Source organism: Ktedonobacter sp. SOSP1-85 (assembly GCF_016587415.1).
GTDB lineage: Bacteria > Chloroflexota > Ktedonobacteria > Ktedonobacterales > Ktedonobacteraceae > Ktedonobacter.
On the sequence record NZ_BNJI01000001.1, the window covers coordinates 511,762 to 525,175 of the forward strand.

At 54.5% G+C, this 13,414-nt stretch carries 17 protein-coding genes; 8 read left to right on the forward strand and 9 right to left on the reverse strand.

Annotated features, from left to right (window positions below):
* Window positions 1–116: 116 nt before the first annotated feature.
* The 3 genes from moaA (at window position 117) to thyX (ending at window position 2,858) form a co-directional block, all read left to right on the forward strand.
* Window positions 117–1,112 (forward strand): GTP 3',8-cyclase MoaA, encoded by a 996-nt coding sequence (gene moaA, locus KTE_RS02455; RefSeq protein WP_201378158.1) that lies wholly within the window; start codon window positions 117–119, stop codon window positions 1,110–1,112.
* A gap of 202 nt (window positions 1,113–1,314) precedes the next feature.
* Window positions 1,315–1,521: a helix-turn-helix domain-containing protein gene (locus tag KTE_RS02460; protein ID WP_007922981.1), complete on the forward strand. Its 207-nt coding sequence runs from the start codon at window positions 1,315–1,317 to the stop codon at window positions 1,519–1,521.
* 416 nt (window positions 1,522–1,937) lie between these two features.
* Window positions 1,938–2,858, forward strand: coding sequence for an FAD-dependent thymidylate synthase (thyX, locus tag KTE_RS02465; protein ID WP_201378160.1), 921 nt, complete (start codon window positions 1,938–1,940; stop codon window positions 2,856–2,858).
* Between the two features lie 67 nt (window positions 2,859–2,925).
* On the opposite strand, the gene KTE_RS02470 is transcribed toward thyX, so the two are convergent.
* Window positions 2,926–3,165 (reverse strand): hypothetical protein, encoded by a 240-nt coding sequence (locus KTE_RS02470; RefSeq protein WP_201378162.1) that lies wholly within the window; start codon window positions 3,163–3,165, stop codon window positions 2,926–2,928.
* Window positions 3,166–3,186: 21 nt separating this feature from the next.
* Here KTE_RS02470 and KTE_RS02475 point away from each other — a divergent pair, with 21 nt between their 5' ends.
* Together KTE_RS02475 and KTE_RS02480 are read left to right on the forward strand one after the other, a co-directional pair.
* Entirely contained in the window at window positions 3,187–3,441 is a 255-nt protein-coding gene (locus KTE_RS02475) for a hypothetical protein (protein ID WP_201378164.1), read from the forward strand.
* A 157-nt stretch (window positions 3,442–3,598) separates the two neighbouring features.
* Window positions 3,599–3,736 carry a hypothetical protein gene (locus KTE_RS02480; RefSeq protein ID WP_201378166.1) on the forward strand — a complete coding sequence of 46 codons (138 nt, stop codon included), beginning with the start codon at window positions 3,599–3,601 and terminating at the stop codon, window positions 3,734–3,736.
* Here KTE_RS02480 and KTE_RS02485 read toward each other — a convergent pair.
* Together KTE_RS02485 and KTE_RS02490 are read right to left on the reverse strand one after the other, a co-directional pair.
* Window positions 3,733–4,890: a glycoside hydrolase family 76 protein gene (locus KTE_RS02485; RefSeq protein WP_201378167.1), complete on the reverse strand. Its 1,158-nt coding sequence runs from the start codon at window positions 4,888–4,890 to the stop codon at window positions 3,733–3,735. The two genes, KTE_RS02480 and KTE_RS02485, sit on opposite strands and share 4 nt — an antisense overlap.
* 234 nt (window positions 4,891–5,124) lie before the next feature.
* Window positions 5,125–5,658, reverse strand: a complete 534-nt coding sequence (locus KTE_RS02490; protein ID WP_201378168.1) for a hypothetical protein — start codon at window positions 5,656–5,658, stop codon at window positions 5,125–5,127.
* 169 nt (window positions 5,659–5,827) lie between these two features.
* Between KTE_RS02490 and KTE_RS02495 the strand changes: the two genes are divergently transcribed.
* Together KTE_RS02495 and KTE_RS02500 are read left to right on the forward strand one after the other, a co-directional pair.
* Window positions 5,828–6,376, forward strand: a complete 549-nt coding sequence (locus KTE_RS02495) for a cysteine hydrolase family protein (protein WP_201372253.1) — start codon at window positions 5,828–5,830, stop codon at window positions 6,374–6,376.
* A 9-nt stretch (window positions 6,377–6,385) separates the two neighbouring features.
* On the forward strand, window positions 6,386–7,033 hold the full coding sequence (locus KTE_RS02500) for a hypothetical protein (RefSeq protein ID WP_201378169.1): 648 nt from the start codon (window positions 6,386–6,388) through the stop codon (window positions 7,031–7,033).
* Window positions 7,034–7,065: 32 nt separating this feature from the next.
* On the opposite strand, the gene KTE_RS02505 is transcribed toward KTE_RS02500, so the two are convergent.
* The gene (locus KTE_RS02505; protein WP_201378170.1) at window positions 7,066–8,289 is read right to left on the reverse strand and encodes an MFS transporter; all 1,224 of its coding nucleotides are present in this window, start codon (window positions 8,287–8,289) and stop codon (window positions 7,066–7,068) included.
* 234 nt (window positions 8,290–8,523) lie between these two features.
* On the opposite strand from KTE_RS02505, the gene KTE_RS02510 reads away from it, so the two are divergent.
* Window positions 8,524–9,333 (forward strand): carboxymuconolactone decarboxylase family protein, encoded by an 810-nt coding sequence (locus KTE_RS02510; protein ID WP_201378171.1) that lies wholly within the window; start codon window positions 8,524–8,526, stop codon window positions 9,331–9,333.
* Between the two features lie 182 nt (window positions 9,334–9,515).
* Here the strand turns inward: KTE_RS02510 and KTE_RS02515 are convergent, their stop codons facing one another.
* The 5 genes from KTE_RS02515 to KTE_RS02535 all read right to left on the reverse strand — a co-directional run bounded on the left by KTE_RS02515 (window position 9,516) and on the right by KTE_RS02535 (window position 13,118).
* A complete protein-coding gene (locus KTE_RS02515) occupies window positions 9,516–10,280 on the reverse strand; it encodes a class I SAM-dependent methyltransferase (RefSeq protein WP_201378172.1) in 765 nt (254 codons plus the stop codon).
* A 70-nt stretch (window positions 10,281–10,350) separates the two neighbouring features.
* A complete protein-coding gene (locus KTE_RS02520; protein WP_236600254.1) occupies window positions 10,351–11,049 on the reverse strand; it encodes a transposase in 699 nt (232 codons plus the stop codon).
* A 38-nt stretch (window positions 11,050–11,087) separates the two neighbouring features.
* Window positions 11,088–11,636: a helix-turn-helix domain-containing protein gene (locus KTE_RS02525; protein ID WP_201378174.1), complete on the reverse strand. Its 549-nt coding sequence runs from the start codon at window positions 11,634–11,636 to the stop codon at window positions 11,088–11,090.
* Between the two features lie 159 nt (window positions 11,637–11,795).
* A complete protein-coding gene (locus KTE_RS02530; protein WP_201378176.1) occupies window positions 11,796–12,002 on the reverse strand; it encodes a WD40 repeat domain-containing protein in 207 nt (68 codons plus the stop codon).
* Window positions 12,003–12,296: 294 nt separating this feature from the next.
* Window positions 12,297–13,118: an alpha/beta fold hydrolase gene (locus tag KTE_RS02535; RefSeq protein WP_201378177.1), complete on the reverse strand. Its 822-nt coding sequence runs from the start codon at window positions 13,116–13,118 to the stop codon at window positions 12,297–12,299.
* Between the last annotated feature and the right edge of the window lie 296 nt (window positions 13,119–13,414).

Consider the following 13,414-nt stretch of genomic DNA (forward strand, 5'->3'; position numbering starts at 1 on the left):
ACATTGTAACACAAAGTACTTATTTCCCGTGACAGATCTGTGACATTGGCACGTAAATATGATATAGTGAAATAGAGCAAAACATGTTCAAGACAGTCTTTTGGGGAGGCCAACCAATGGAACCTTTAGTCGATAGCTACGGAAGACGCATCAAAAGCATGCGCATTTCGGTGACCGATAAATGCAACTTTCGCTGTACCTACTGTATGCCCGCCGAAGGGCTTCCCTGGCTAAAAAAGGCTGAGATCTTGAGCTATGAGGAACTCATGCGCATCAGTCGCGTGGCAGTCAGCATGGGCATTGAGCAGATTCGCCTAACAGGAGGCGAACCCCTGGTGCGTCGCGACCTTCCCGAGCTGGTACATCAGCTTCATGAACTGGAAGGGCTACGCAGCCTGAGCCTGACCACCAACGGCATCCTGCTTCCACAACAGGCCAAGGCCCTGGCCGAGGCGGGACTGACACGCATCAATGTCAGCCTGGATACGCTCCTACATGAGAAATTTACCCAGGTCACACGCCGTGACCAGCTTGATCGCGTTCTCGAAGGACTGGACGCGCTAGCCGCCTATCCCAGCATCCATCCCATAAAGATCAATGCGGTGGCTATGCGCAACTTTAGCGAGGCCGAGGTCCTGGACTTTGTACGCTTCGCACGCGATAAAGCCTATGTCATGCGCTGGATCGAGTTTATGCCCCTTGATGCCGATCAGATCTGGCGCAAAGAAGACATCTTAACTGGCAGCGAGATTAAAGCTATCATTGAGGCCGCCTATGGCCCACTGGTCCCTATTACCTCCGGTGATCCCTCTGAGACCGCGCGCCGCTATACTTTTAGCGATAACATTGGTGAAGTAGGCTTTATCAATCCCGTAAGCGAACCCTTCTGCGCCCAATGTGATCGCATCCGTATTACCGCCGATGGCCAGCTGCGCACCTGCCTCTTCGCCACTGAGGAGACCGACCTGCGCTCCGTGGTTCGTTCCGATGCAGATGACGTGGAACTTGCCCGCGTAATTCGACAAGCAGTGTGGCATAAAGAGTTGAAGCATTACATCGGGGATAAACGCTTTAAGCGTGCGAACCGCAGCATGTCTATGATTGGTGGTTGATATAACAATTCCAGTGGGGTACACGTAATTACAGTGTATCCCTGCTATTAGGGATTTTGTTACTAATAAGTGCCTTAACCGTTTATATAATCAAATCACTCATCGCGCGAACCCAAGATATACTTTAATTTCTTCAACGTTCTTCTGCTATTGTGGTCAGGCGTACTTTCTTATACGCCTTATGACCAGAAAAGAGGGCTCTGTGGAATACGACGATGCGGAACTGCTAACAGTTCGTGAAGTTGCAAGACAATTACGTGTGGATGATACCACTGTGCGCCGTTGGATCAAAAATGGAGTGCTTGAAGCAATTACTCTTCCCCACCGAGGCGCTCGCCAGGCCTACCGTATTCGCCGCTCAACCCTGGAAAAGCTGCTCGCCCCACCGCCTGAGTCCGTGAGTCAATAGATGAGTAGTGCCTATGCGAAACCCGAGTGCACGAGCGACGTTGGTTTTCACATAGGTGTAATTCATTACAAATTTATAGCGAAAACTATTACGGCGTGGGGATTCATCTTCTGTGCTAGTCCCGCCAGAAGATGAATCCCCACGCCGTAAACGTGGTGCCTATGGGACGCAAGGGGCAAAAAAGTGAATCATATCTTTTTCGCAAAGGGCAGATAGCCAAATGGCCGAGAACCTGTTAGACTAATTGCAGTATCCTCAGACGGATCGAAGGAAGAGTCCAATAGCTCAGCATTCGCTTCCCGCATCCAGCCTATATCTGCAGGAAAAGCATAACATGGAAAAACCAAAGATGTCAATTGGTTTTACACTAAACGTCGATTTTCAACCAACACCACCAGTCAACAAGGAGGTTCTCATTGTCTGCTCTCGACTCACAAACTCTCTTCCAGGAATATAACGGAAGTGAGAACGCAGGCTTTGCCACGATTCATGCGCCAGTCCATCACACTCCAGGTGGGACGCCCTACTTACAGGTTCCTGGAGTCGTGACGCTGGCGCGCCCTCAGACCAACCCCACCGGCCTGGCAGGCTTCCTTGATGGTTTTGATACCTCACTTGGTTTTAGCCAGTATCTTGATGATCCCACCACCCTTCCAGAAAGCTCACAACTCTGTAAGATCGCCGGACAGACCTGCTATATGAGCTTTGGCCCCAAACGCACGATGAACGAGAATGCCAGCCGCTATTTCGAGAATCTCAAGTCCTCTGGCCATGGTTCGGTCTTCGAGCACGCCAACTTTAGCCTGCTCCTCTACGGCGTCTCTCGCAGCCTGACCCACGAGCTGATCCGACACAGGGCGGGCATGGGTTTTTCCCAACTGAGTCAGAGGTACGTCTCAGGCCGCATGTTGCGCTTTGTGGAGCGCCCAGAGTATCGCGATGACGCACAGCTACACACCCAGTTTGAGCAGCGCGTCGACCGCGCCGCCGAAGAGTACGCCCAACTCACTAGGCGCCTGCTGGAGATGCAAAAAGAGGGCTCGACGATTCTGAGCGCCGAGGCCCGCACCGACCTGCGCAAGAAGGTCCAGCAGGCGGCCCGCTCAGTGCTCCCAAATGAAACCGAGGCCCCCATCGTGGTCACGGGTAATGTGCGCTCCTGGCGCCATGTAATCGAGATGCGCGCCGACGCCCATGCGGAGACCGAGATTCGCGAGCTGGCGGTTCGCATCTTCCTCTGCCTGCACCTGGCCGACCCCATTCTCTTTGGCGATTATGAGATTGAGCAGCTCGCCGATGGCACCCACGCTGTTACCACCACCTACCGCAAAGTGTGATGATTAGAAAAAGCGAAAAGAGCGAGGCGCACGCCGTGCGCCTCGCTCTTTTCGCTTTGTGGACCCGTTATAGCTCGCGACGGTAGAGACGAAAGCCCTCAGGGGCTGGATCGTCGGTTGCCTCCAATTCGCAGAGGGCGGCGAGGTGGGGCGCGCCCTCGTCGCGTGTGGGTAGCAGTACCTCAAAATAAATAGGTATCCCCGCTTGCTCGGCCTCGAAATCAAACTCATAGGCCATGACGCGCGCCCGGTTGAGCGCGCCCACCAGCAGGAGACGTCCGCCACGCCGTCTACGCTGCTGGGGCATGACCGCCCCCTGGCATATGAAGTGGTAGGCGTCTGCGGCGCGCTCCAGGCGCACCAGGGTATAGCCTGCGATCTCGCCCTCAACCCCTCCAGCGTTCCCGCCTGGCTCCAGGTGCTCAGCTCATCGTCATCATCCGTAATCACAAAGGCGTTCTCCGCCGCGTCAAGCGCCTCGTCGCGTAACCAGGCATCAAAGTCCTCCGCGCTGACTACCTCAGTTCCATCCACACGCGTCGCCTCGCGCTGCACCGTCAGCACCTCGGGAATATCATCGTAGCGAAAGGGTCGTATGCGCATTCGATCACACTTCTTCCTACTATCTCAACCATAGAGCAAACACACTCATCGTGAGCAGGAGCATACGCCAGGGCAGGCGACCTGTCAAGGTTGCCCTCTGTAGCATATATTACACAAAAAAAGCGAAAGGGCGTAGTGTGATCGATCACACTACGCCCTTCTTGCTCTACCATCGCCAGCCTATTGTAGAATCTATGCTTGGCATGGACTTCTCTCGCCGCGAGAGCAAGTCAATGCAAGCATGGACCCTACAATTTATCTGGATGCGCCACTAATACAATATGTGGTACTGGGAGGGGCTCCAGGAGAGAACGGCGTAGATCTGGGTCATTGCCGCCTGCTCTATCATTTGCGTTGACTGCGAGCCGTTAAAGTGGAAGAGACCCGTCGCGGCATCGCGATTGTTCTCCCATGCACGATCCGCATAGGCCTGCATGGCCTTTACGTAGTCCTGGTTATGATTGACAGACTGCAGCAGGAGCAGATTCTTGAAGAAGATGGAGTTGAAGAAGGCTGGCTGCTTATCGAGATTTGTGGTGCCGTAGAAAGCGAGCGCGGCCTGGGCGATCTGCTCGCCGCGCTGCAGGTAGGTTGCATCGCCAGTCGCCTGGTAGAACAGGACATTGACGCCTACTGGCACGCCCTGGTTATAGCTCCACTGAGTCTTCTCGATATTCCCCTGCAAGTCGACATGATCCCAGTACAGGCCATTGGGGGCGAGCAGATAGGTATTGGTCCAGTCATACATCTTCTTCGCCCAATCGAAGTAGTGCTGCTCCCCAGTCACCTGGTAAAGGCGCAGGCCCAGTTCGGCGCCGGGCATGTTGGAGACCGTGTTGCGATCATGGCTCCAGGGGGCCTGCGTCCAGAAGACGCCTCCAGGCGCGGGATGCGTGGCATCGTTATCCCAACCAGAGACGACGAGCGCGAAGATCTGCTTAGCACGCTCCAGAACAGCATCCTCCCCCCACATCTTGTAGCGCTGAATGTAGGCCAGGCCAACCCACTCATTGTCATCATAGAACTTATCGCCACCATTGCCATAGGGCGTGCGCGCATAGGAGTCATACCCCGGCAGGCCTGTCGCCCCGGTCGTGTTCCAGTAGCGCTCCTGGCCCAACCAGCGTTCATTGACAGCATCTCGATACGCGCGTCCAGCCCCTCCAGGAAGGTTTGAGAGGTCCAGCGTTGCGCCGTGCGCCTGCGAAAAGGGCCACTCATAGGAGTAAGCGTTATCCGTGGCTGCGACCGGGTACTGCTCATGATAGAGATAGGAGCCATCATTAACATAAAAATACTTCTGCAAGGCAGCATATGAGGCTATGGCACGTGATTGGTTACTCTCACTTGCATAGGCAGTAATGAGAGGTGAACCAACCAGACTCAAAAGTGTCCCACCCAACACACCAATAGCGGTACGTCGTTTCATACGAAAAACCTCCTTGTTTTCACCAAATTACGATTAGTAGCATAAAAACAGTACAACATCCCTACCTGTTGCCTGCACAACAGGGTGTACTGTTAAAACATGTGTCCGTTCCCCACTTCAATCAAAAATGACAACGATGTCATCGCAGACAATTACATAATAGCTTGCATATTTCTATTTGTCAACGCAAAACGAGACCAGCCACGTTTATCCATACAATTGGGGCGCTCACATTTAGGCATTTGGCGCAACGCTATTTGATTCTGAAAGCTTGCTCAAGAAGCGCGTCACAGGCTTATAGCAAGCCAGGAGCGCCAGCGAGATGACAAGTGTTACCAGAGCAAAAGGCACGAAGACGCCTGGAGCGTAGTCTGTAATCCCCATCAGAATCGCAATAGGAAACCAGACAGAGAGGCTAATTAACCAGAGGACTACTTGCAAACATATATACACAGGCAGTACACGCCTGCTTGTCACACTCAGGCAAAGTATTCCTATACCCACATAGAAGAGGGGACCAGGCTCAAAAGGACCAAATAGGTACAAGTTACCAGGCAGGATTGGGTTTCCTAAAAACCAGCCACCACACAAGAGATAGTTCCATACCATATTTGGATCTTCAAAAATTAATGGACCATCGTATTGTATGCTGCCTCTCGTGCTGATTTGCGCGGTAAGGACAAGCACAATCAAATAGAGCCCATAGAGCAGAAAGCACACGCCAACGATTCGCAGAAGAGCCTTATAGGACACCGTCTTCTGAAGCATAAATAGCACTCCTTTGCCATGCAAAAATCGCGCAGAACTGCCTATTATATAACCTAACGTATCTCGGCACATGGAATCAAAATACGCTTCTGAAGATGAGGTATAATGGGGGCGACAACATGCTCCGGGCTGGAAGAAGCGGGCCGGAGGATCAAAGGAGAAGTAGGTTTTGAGCAAGCAGACAGCATTGATCATTGTAGATGTGCAGGTAGCCCTCTTTAAAGTTCCAGGGCGGCCAACCTATCGTGAGGAGGAGTTGCTAGCCAATATCGCGCACCTCCTGGAGCAGGCACGCGCCAGCGGAACGCCTGTGATCTATATCCAGCACCAGGAGGAGGCGCCCAGTTCCCTGGTTCCTGGCACGCGTGGCTGGCGCATTCACCCATCCATCACACCGCTGGAAGGCGAGACGATCATCCCCAAGCGCTCACCCGATGCATTTCTCGCCACGACGCTGGACGAGGAGCTCCAGGCGCGCCAGATTACCCATCTCGTCATCACGGGCTGCCGCACCGACTTCTGTGTCGACACCACCTGCCGGGCCGCGATCAGTCACGGCTATGATGTGACGCTGGTCGGCGATGCCCATTCGACCATTGATCGTGTCGTGCTAAACGCGGAGCAGATTGTCGCCCATCATAACGCGACCCTCAATGGTTTTGGCTCTCCCGAGCACACCATCACAGTCAAACCAACCAGTGAGGTCGCCTTCGCGTAAGCCATACATATGTCACAACAGCGCCTACCATCCACAATCTATCACATAGCTGAGGAAGGCAACTGGCCCTTTATCCAGCAATACGGCCTCCTCAGCGCTCAAACTCTTCTTGAGCAGGCGGGTCTGCCTGCGCAGAAGAGGAGCGTGCTTGAGCAGCAGCGTACCGAATCGCTCACACTGCCCAGAGGCATCCTGATCCGGGATCAGAAGCCGATGCCTCCCACGGCCCTGGAGCGCTGCCTGCACGAGATGACGCCAGCGCAATGGTACTCTTTGCTCAATGCCCGCGTCTTTTTCTGGCTCGATCCCGAGCGATTGAACCGGATGCGCGGGGCGATGAAGGAGCGTCCACAGATTGTGCTCAGCATAGATACCGAGCGCCTGCTGGCACGCTACGCGGAACAGGCCACACTGACGCCTATCAACACAGGGAACGCACGCCGCCAACCTGCGCGCCGGGGAGCCGCAACCTTTGTGCCCTATACGACCTGGCTCCAATCGGGCTGGCTCAGCGAGTCTAAAGCCCTGGACACGCGTCCTCGCTCACGCAGCCACCAGCCCGTAGAGCTAACGATCACACCTGCCGTCCCTGATGTGCTGGATTTTATTACCTATATCCAGCACGTGCCACCCCTGGAGCACTTCGTTCCCCGCTAACAATCCTGCTTTATGCTGTTACAATTCGCCTCTTATTCCTGCATGCCTACATCGGCCAGGGTGGTCTCTGAACTGCTGATGGCCTGCTCTGGCCTATCTTTGGGGCCTGGGCGTGTGATGAGCAGCACGCTCGCCGCTGCCAGCGTTCCTAGCAGAGCGCAAAGGAGCCATAAACCAGTCATGCTCCACGTAAAAACAAGTGTGCCAAGCAGAGGGGCCAGGATCAGGCCGAGGCTCCAGGTCATACCCCAGGCCCCCTGATAGCTCCCTCGCAGGTGCTCCGGCGAGAGATCGGCTACATAGGCGGTCGTGACCGGTCCCTGGACTATTTCGCCAAGTGTCCAGATGATCACAGCCAGTGCTAGCAAGGGAATAGTGGGCGCGAACGCGAACAAGCCAAAGCCCAGCCCGATAAGCAGGAAACCAAGCGCGATCACAGCAGGCCTGGGAAAACGGCGAGTTATGGCACTAATTGGCAGTTCGAGGAACACAACAGCGAGGGCATTGACTGAAAGCAATAGCCCATAGACAGCATTCGATAAGCCGAGCGCCTGAACCTGGAGAGCCATAGTAGAGAGGTGTTGCAGATAGACAAAGGCAACGGCGATCCCTGCTACCAGGAGGATGAGGAAGCCGCGATCCGGCAATACAGCCTGGAAGAAATTGCTTTGTCTGGATGACGGCTCTGCTCGTTTACGCACATCAGCGGGAAGGGCAAAGAGGATGAGCAGGCCAAAGATGACCGAGGTCAAGGCATCACCAATAAAGAGCAATATAAACGAGTGACTGGCAAGAATGCCCGCGATTACTGATCCCGCGGTTACCCCCAGGTTAATCGCTAATCTATACAGGGCAAACGCACCCACCCGCTGCTCGGATGGAACGAGGTCCGCGATAAGCGCACCGGAGGCTGGACGATACAGCTCCGTCGTCAAGCCCGCCAGGGTAACAAGCACAATAATCAGCCACAATGCTGTTGCCTGCGATAGCACAAGCATGGTGGCGGCTGAAGCAAACATAGAGAGCATAATTGTATTTCGCCGCCCCATTCGATCCGCAAAATAGCCACCAAGAGCAGCAGCGCTGATGCTGCCAATACCATAGGCGCTGGCAGCCATACCCGCCTGGGTAGCGATATAACCTTTGGTTGTCATATAGAGGATGAGGAAGGCACTGACAAAACCACCAATACGGTTAAAAAAGGTGCCTATACATAGAACCCAGAGTGAGCGAGGAAAATTGAGTGCTTTCTGCATTTTTAATGGATTTCCTAATTTCTCTATTTCTATCTTGTTCCTGACAAAGGAGATACTCCACGTACCCAAAGATGCACGGAAATAGCCATGGCTTCATTTCCATCAGCGAAGCGAGCAAGCGCTATTATACGCCTTGAAGAGAAGCGTGTCTAGCGGTTTTCGGACATGACCAACATATGTGGATGTGATATTCTAGAAAGGTCTAACCAAGGCTAGAAAGAAGAATCTTATCGTATGAATGAACAAAAAGTAGATACATTTGATAAAGTAGCACAGGATGAAGACCGCTATACGCGTGGAATAGCTATTCTCCAGAAAGTTGGCGGGGAGAATTATGATGCCCCCATTCGTGCCCTCGACGACATCGCGCCCGCGCTGGGCCGCTTCACTGTAGAATTTGGATATGGCGATGTTTTAGCGCGCCCCAATCTTGATTTGAAGACCCGGCAGATCTGTACTGTAGCCGCCCTGGCAGCCCTGGGTACCGCTGCGCCCCAGCTGCGCTACCATATCCATGGAGCAAGGAACCTTGACTGGAAGCCCGAGGAGATCGTCGAGATCCTGATCCTGGCGAGTGTCTATGCTGGCTTTCCTGCGGCCCTCAACGGTATCACAGCAGCCCGTGAGGTCTTTGGGCAACGCGGAGACAAACCAGCGATTGATAGCAGCACAACGATAGGCGACCGCTACGAGCATGGCATGCAAACGCTTCAGCGCGTAAGCCGTGGCTCTGGCGCGGCTGTGGTCGAAAGCCTCAAGGGTATTGCCCCCGATCTGGGGCGCTTCATCATCGAGTTCTCCTATGGCGATGTTATCGGTCGTCCCGGACTCGACGACAAGATCACGGAACTCGCGACCGTCGCTATGTGTACCGCCCTTGGCACAGCTCAGCCCCAGCTCGCGGTCCATATTAACGCCGCCCTCAATGTTGGTGCGACGAAAGAGGAAATTGTAGAAGTCATCATACAGATGGCGGTCTACGCAGGTTTCCCAGCAGCCCTCAATGGCATCAGCGTCGCCAGGAATGTCTTTAAGGAGAGATAGAAAAGTGGGGATGCGCTGCCAATATATATTATGCGTCTACATATACGCGTAATACGTCTTAACAGCGTCTCTCTTAAAAATGCTCGTCGACTGGCCTGCTACTTACGTTTGTGAGCTAGAACCAGTTAGCCTCTCTGTGGTACAGGCGGCCTGTCATAGCTTGAGCGATTTGATGCATGGATTTAGCTACGCCTCTGGCAGACATAGATCATCGCGGGTGATGTAGCGGTCAGAGGATCCTGTTGCCAGTTACCATAGCAGGCACGAATCTGAAATCCATTGTAGAAGAGCAAGGCTTCCATCTCTTGTGGGAAAACATAGCGCAGGTTCGTGTGAAGGGTCTTCTCCTGGCGCTGACCATCTGGATGGAGGAACGTGAGCTGGCGGGTATAATGCTGAATCTGGGTCATGGGATCATAATATTGCTCTTCGGTGGTTAGAAGTTGTCCCCCATCAGGCAGCGTGTACTTCGATGGGTCGGGATGGCGGACTTCCAGGAGATTGCGTGGGGTGGGATTGCGCGTTTCAAAGAGGAAACATCCCTCCGGCTCCAGGTGTTCCCGGACACGTGCCAGCATCGCTTCCTGATCCTCTCGCGTCAGAAAGAATTGGAAGACATTTTCCAGCATGTAGATGAATGGGAAACGCTTCTGGAGGTGGAATGTGCGCGCATCAGCCACCACCCAGTCAATCGAGACGCCCTGCTGAATAGCCTTCTGGCGAGCCCGTTCAATCATCTCTGGCACTATGTCCACGCCTGTAACCTGGTAACCTTCCGCAGCCATGCGCAGGGCAATACGTCCTGTTCCACACGCCAGGTCAAGCAGCGGTCCACCAAGCGAACGCGCCCACTGCTTAGTTAATGGCCAATCAGCATAGTAGCCCTCGTCCTCTAGATCAAAGGTCTGCGGATCGCGGAACTCTTCCAGGTTATCATGATCAAGCATTGAGATCTCTTTCATTATGCTCCACAGGTTAGATAGATACATATCTATATTATGCGATATAACTAGTGGGTCAACTGACAAATGGCTGGCAAACCCGCATGGCCGCCCCAGAGCCAGCTAACCGGCGCAGGCGAGCGCGTTCACGACGCCTGCGTCGGTTGCCATTCCAGACAAAGGGTGTCGGATCAGCATTCCAGCCTGCCACCGTCTGCTCTAACCACTCAATGACTTGTTGCGCATCTTTGGGATGCTGCCCGCAGAGGGCGCGGCTCACAATGATGCGCTGCACCGACTCCGCCATGTTGAGCCAGGAACCACCAATGGGCGTGTAGAGCGGCATGACTCCGTGATCAAAGAACCAACGCACCAGATCATATGAGAGGTGTCCCGCCAGATTATCCAGCACCAGTACAATGCGTAAGGGCGGCTCAGGATTGCGTGGGGGATGGCCCAGCCAGGTCTCCCAGCGTGCGCAGACAGGGCGCTCCTCCTCCGGCAGCTGGCTTGCTGCTGGATGCTTCTTTTCGATGTCAGCTAAGATCTCGGTGAGTTGCTCGATCAGCCAGGGATGCAACACCGCGTTAGGAGCAGACAGCACGCCTTTGGCGCGCAGGTGGCCCGTGGCTGGACGGAACAGAGTCAGCAGTTTGGCGGTGCCCCCGCGCTCGTACTCATGTGGTTGCGTAGCAGGATGGCCTTCTGGTTCCCACGAAGCCCCTGGCTGGGGAATGGCCTGATAGGGTCCGGCTTCGTCTTCGTTCAACTGCACAATTCCGTCTGCTTCGGCTTGCTCGCAGGCCAGTTCGATCAGTCTTTTTTTTCCGGCGTCTCCAGGTCATACACCGTCACTGTCCCGCTTTTGCGCTTGCGCAGCGCGTAGCCGGTATGGCACCAGGTCCGCGTGCGCTGGTAGCTGTAGCCTGCTTCGTGGAGCACCTCCCGAATCGTTTCGGCGGCGACCTGGGGCAGGTCCGTCTTGCGCAGGGCATCGCGTAGCAGCATCAGCGACCAGGTGGCCGTCTGATCCTTTTTACGATCCGGTTCGCGCTGGACTTCTGCGAGGATAAGCGCCCGCTGCGCGCTCGTATACGTTGGTTTGCGACCACGCCCGGTTGCTGTTTCCAGAACCGCAAGCCCACACTGGTTAAAGCGGTGAACTATTTGAGCCACTGCCTCCCGGCTCAGACCCGCTTCCTGCCCCGCCACTGTCAGCGTCGCTCCCGCTGCCACTGCCAGCAGGGCTTTGGCTCGTTTCACGGCATCCAGACGCTCACTCGTCGCTTTCACTACTCGTGTCAGCTCTTTCTGCTCTTCTTTCTTCAGATCTCGGAGTTCTTCTTTTCTTGGTCTTCCCATCGCTGGCTCCTTCCTGCTTCTTTTTCCTGCAGTTTACCCCTTTCTTTCCTCTTTTGCAAACCAATTGCGAGTTGACCCACTAGTTGAATTTCCGGTACAGAATAGCACTCTCGTGCCACTCTCCTTTGAGCAACGGAACACCATCATGATCGCTTGTGCTTAGAGCCGAGGCGCTTCCCAGATTTGGATTGTGTGATCAGCAGAACCAGAAGCAAGGAAGTTGCCATCAGGCGACCAGGCGACCGACCAGGCAGTGTCGCGATGCCCCTGGTACGTTAAGAGCTGTGCCCCTGTCTGCGCATTCCATACCTGGACCGTCCAGTCCGACCCGGCAGCCGCAATCCTGGAGTCATCGAATTTGAACATCGTATGACCTAAGCTTTCGCTTTAGACTTTCTCCCAAACTGGAATAGGGTCATGCATGAGCATGACCAAATGCGCTTTTGCTGCTTGATCGTGTTCATTGTCTCTTGCTTCCTGCTCTTCCATACGATTCTCCATTTTACCGTTCGCCATCCACGCCTCTGGTGCGCTGCGTGATCTCGTGGGATGGGTTCTGTTGCGTCAACGATACTATATGCGCTACGTTCCATGACCAGAGCTACCGTGAGGGTGACCGCGTGTCTGCGCGATGTCTCGACACGCGGTCACCCTTGTACCCTACGTGAGAGGTGTCTCGCCAAGCACCTCTTGCAACCTCGCGGAGAAGGCCCTCGGATGACTGATGTAACCCACATGGTGCCCGGGAAACTCCACAACGGTCGTCCCTAGCTTGTCCGCCATTGCGACCGCATTCTGATATCCGACATACGCTCGTCCGCTCTCTCCAGCAGCAATCACGATCCGAGTCTGAACCAAGGCGGATCTGAGTGCGGTGAAATCAAACCGGTAGCGGTCATACATGGCAAATTCCCGCTTCAGTAAGAACATGGTGTTCTGGGTGGGTCGCTCCCCTTGTTCCGGCAGGTCGGCATCCGGCTCCCGGTCGTCGTAGGTCACACCGATCTGTGCCATGAATTGCTGAATCGCCGAAGTCGCGCCATCACGGTGAGCGATTTCTCGGATGGTATCATGGCGCTCTTCTAACCCAGACAACAGATGAGATGGGGGCTCGTGCGCGATCAATGTGCGCACTTGTTCGGGATAGCGTGCGACCAGGTCGAGTCCGACGACCGCACCGCCGCTGCTCCCAAACACATACGCCGGTTCGGACGTGACCGCAGCCAACAGGTGGTGAGCATCGTCACTATGCATCTCCACCTGCTGTTCTTCCTCTAGATTGTCGAGCGTGCTGCGGGAGAGGCCCCGGCGGTCGTAGGTCACAACGGTGTACTGGCTGGCAAGGTGCTTGGCGACGCCGTTGAAGGCACGGGCATCGCCACCTCCGCCGTGGATCAGAAGTAGGACGGGGCCAGAGCCGCGTACCTCGTAGGCGAGATGTGCACCAGGCACGCGCAAGGTGCCGCTTTTCGTTGAACTCATTTCACTTCCTCACTTCGTTTCTCTGTCTCAATAGATTCTATAAACAATGTGTTGCTTCGCCTCTGCTATTCGAGGCATCGCTGTCCCTCCTTCTCGAATTATGACTGACTTAGTCAGTCATAATTATAGGTGCTCACTTCCAGGTTGTCAAGAATTCGGCGGAGAGGATCAACTCGGCAACGAAGCTGTATTGGAGAGAAAGAACGTAGTGAGTGCGTGTGCAAGGTGATGTGTCAACACTAGGAGAAGTTTTTCTGATCGAATGGTACACTCCCCGAAAGCGCTTGACAAAGATG

Bases quoted from the DNA above. Each gene is read 5' to 3' on its own strand.
- KTE_RS02470 (WP_201378162.1), bottom strand. From the start codon at position 3,165: ATGCCCCAGCAGCGTAGACGGCGTGGCGGACGTCTCCTGCTGGTGGGC.
- KTE_RS02490 (WP_201378168.1), bottom strand. From the start codon at position 5,658: ATGCTTCAGAAGACGGTGTCCTATAAGGCTCTTCTGCGAATCGTTGGC.
- KTE_RS02530 (WP_201378176.1), bottom strand. From the start codon at position 12,002: ATGTTCAAATTCGATGACTCCAGGATTGCGGCTGCCGGGTCGGACTGG.
- KTE_RS02485 (WP_201378167.1), bottom strand. From the start codon at position 4,890: ATGAAACGACGTACCGCTATTGGTGTGTTGGGTGGGACACTTTTGAGT.
- KTE_RS02510 (WP_201378171.1), top strand. From the start codon at position 8,524: ATGAATGAACAAAAAGTAGATACATTTGATAAAGTAGCACAGGATGAA.
- KTE_RS02535 (WP_201378177.1), bottom strand. From the start codon at position 13,118: ATGAGTTCAACGAAAAGCGGCACCTTGCGCGTGCCTGGTGCACATCTC.
- KTE_RS02500 (WP_201378169.1), top strand. From the start codon at position 6,386: ATGTCACAACAGCGCCTACCATCCACAATCTATCACATAGCTGAGGAA.
- moaA (WP_201378158.1), top strand. From the start codon at position 117: ATGGAACCTTTAGTCGATAGCTACGGAAGACGCATCAAAAGCATGCGC.
- KTE_RS02515 (WP_201378172.1), bottom strand. From the start codon at position 10,280: ATGCTTGATCATGATAACCTGGAAGAGTTCCGCGATCCGCAGACCTTT.
- KTE_RS02525 (WP_201378174.1), bottom strand. From the start codon at position 11,636: ATGGGAAGACCAAGAAAAGAAGAACTCCGAGATCTGAAGAAAGAAGAG.
- KTE_RS02505 (WP_201378170.1), bottom strand. From the start codon at position 8,289: ATGCAGAAAGCACTCAATTTTCCTCGCTCACTCTGGGTTCTATGTATA.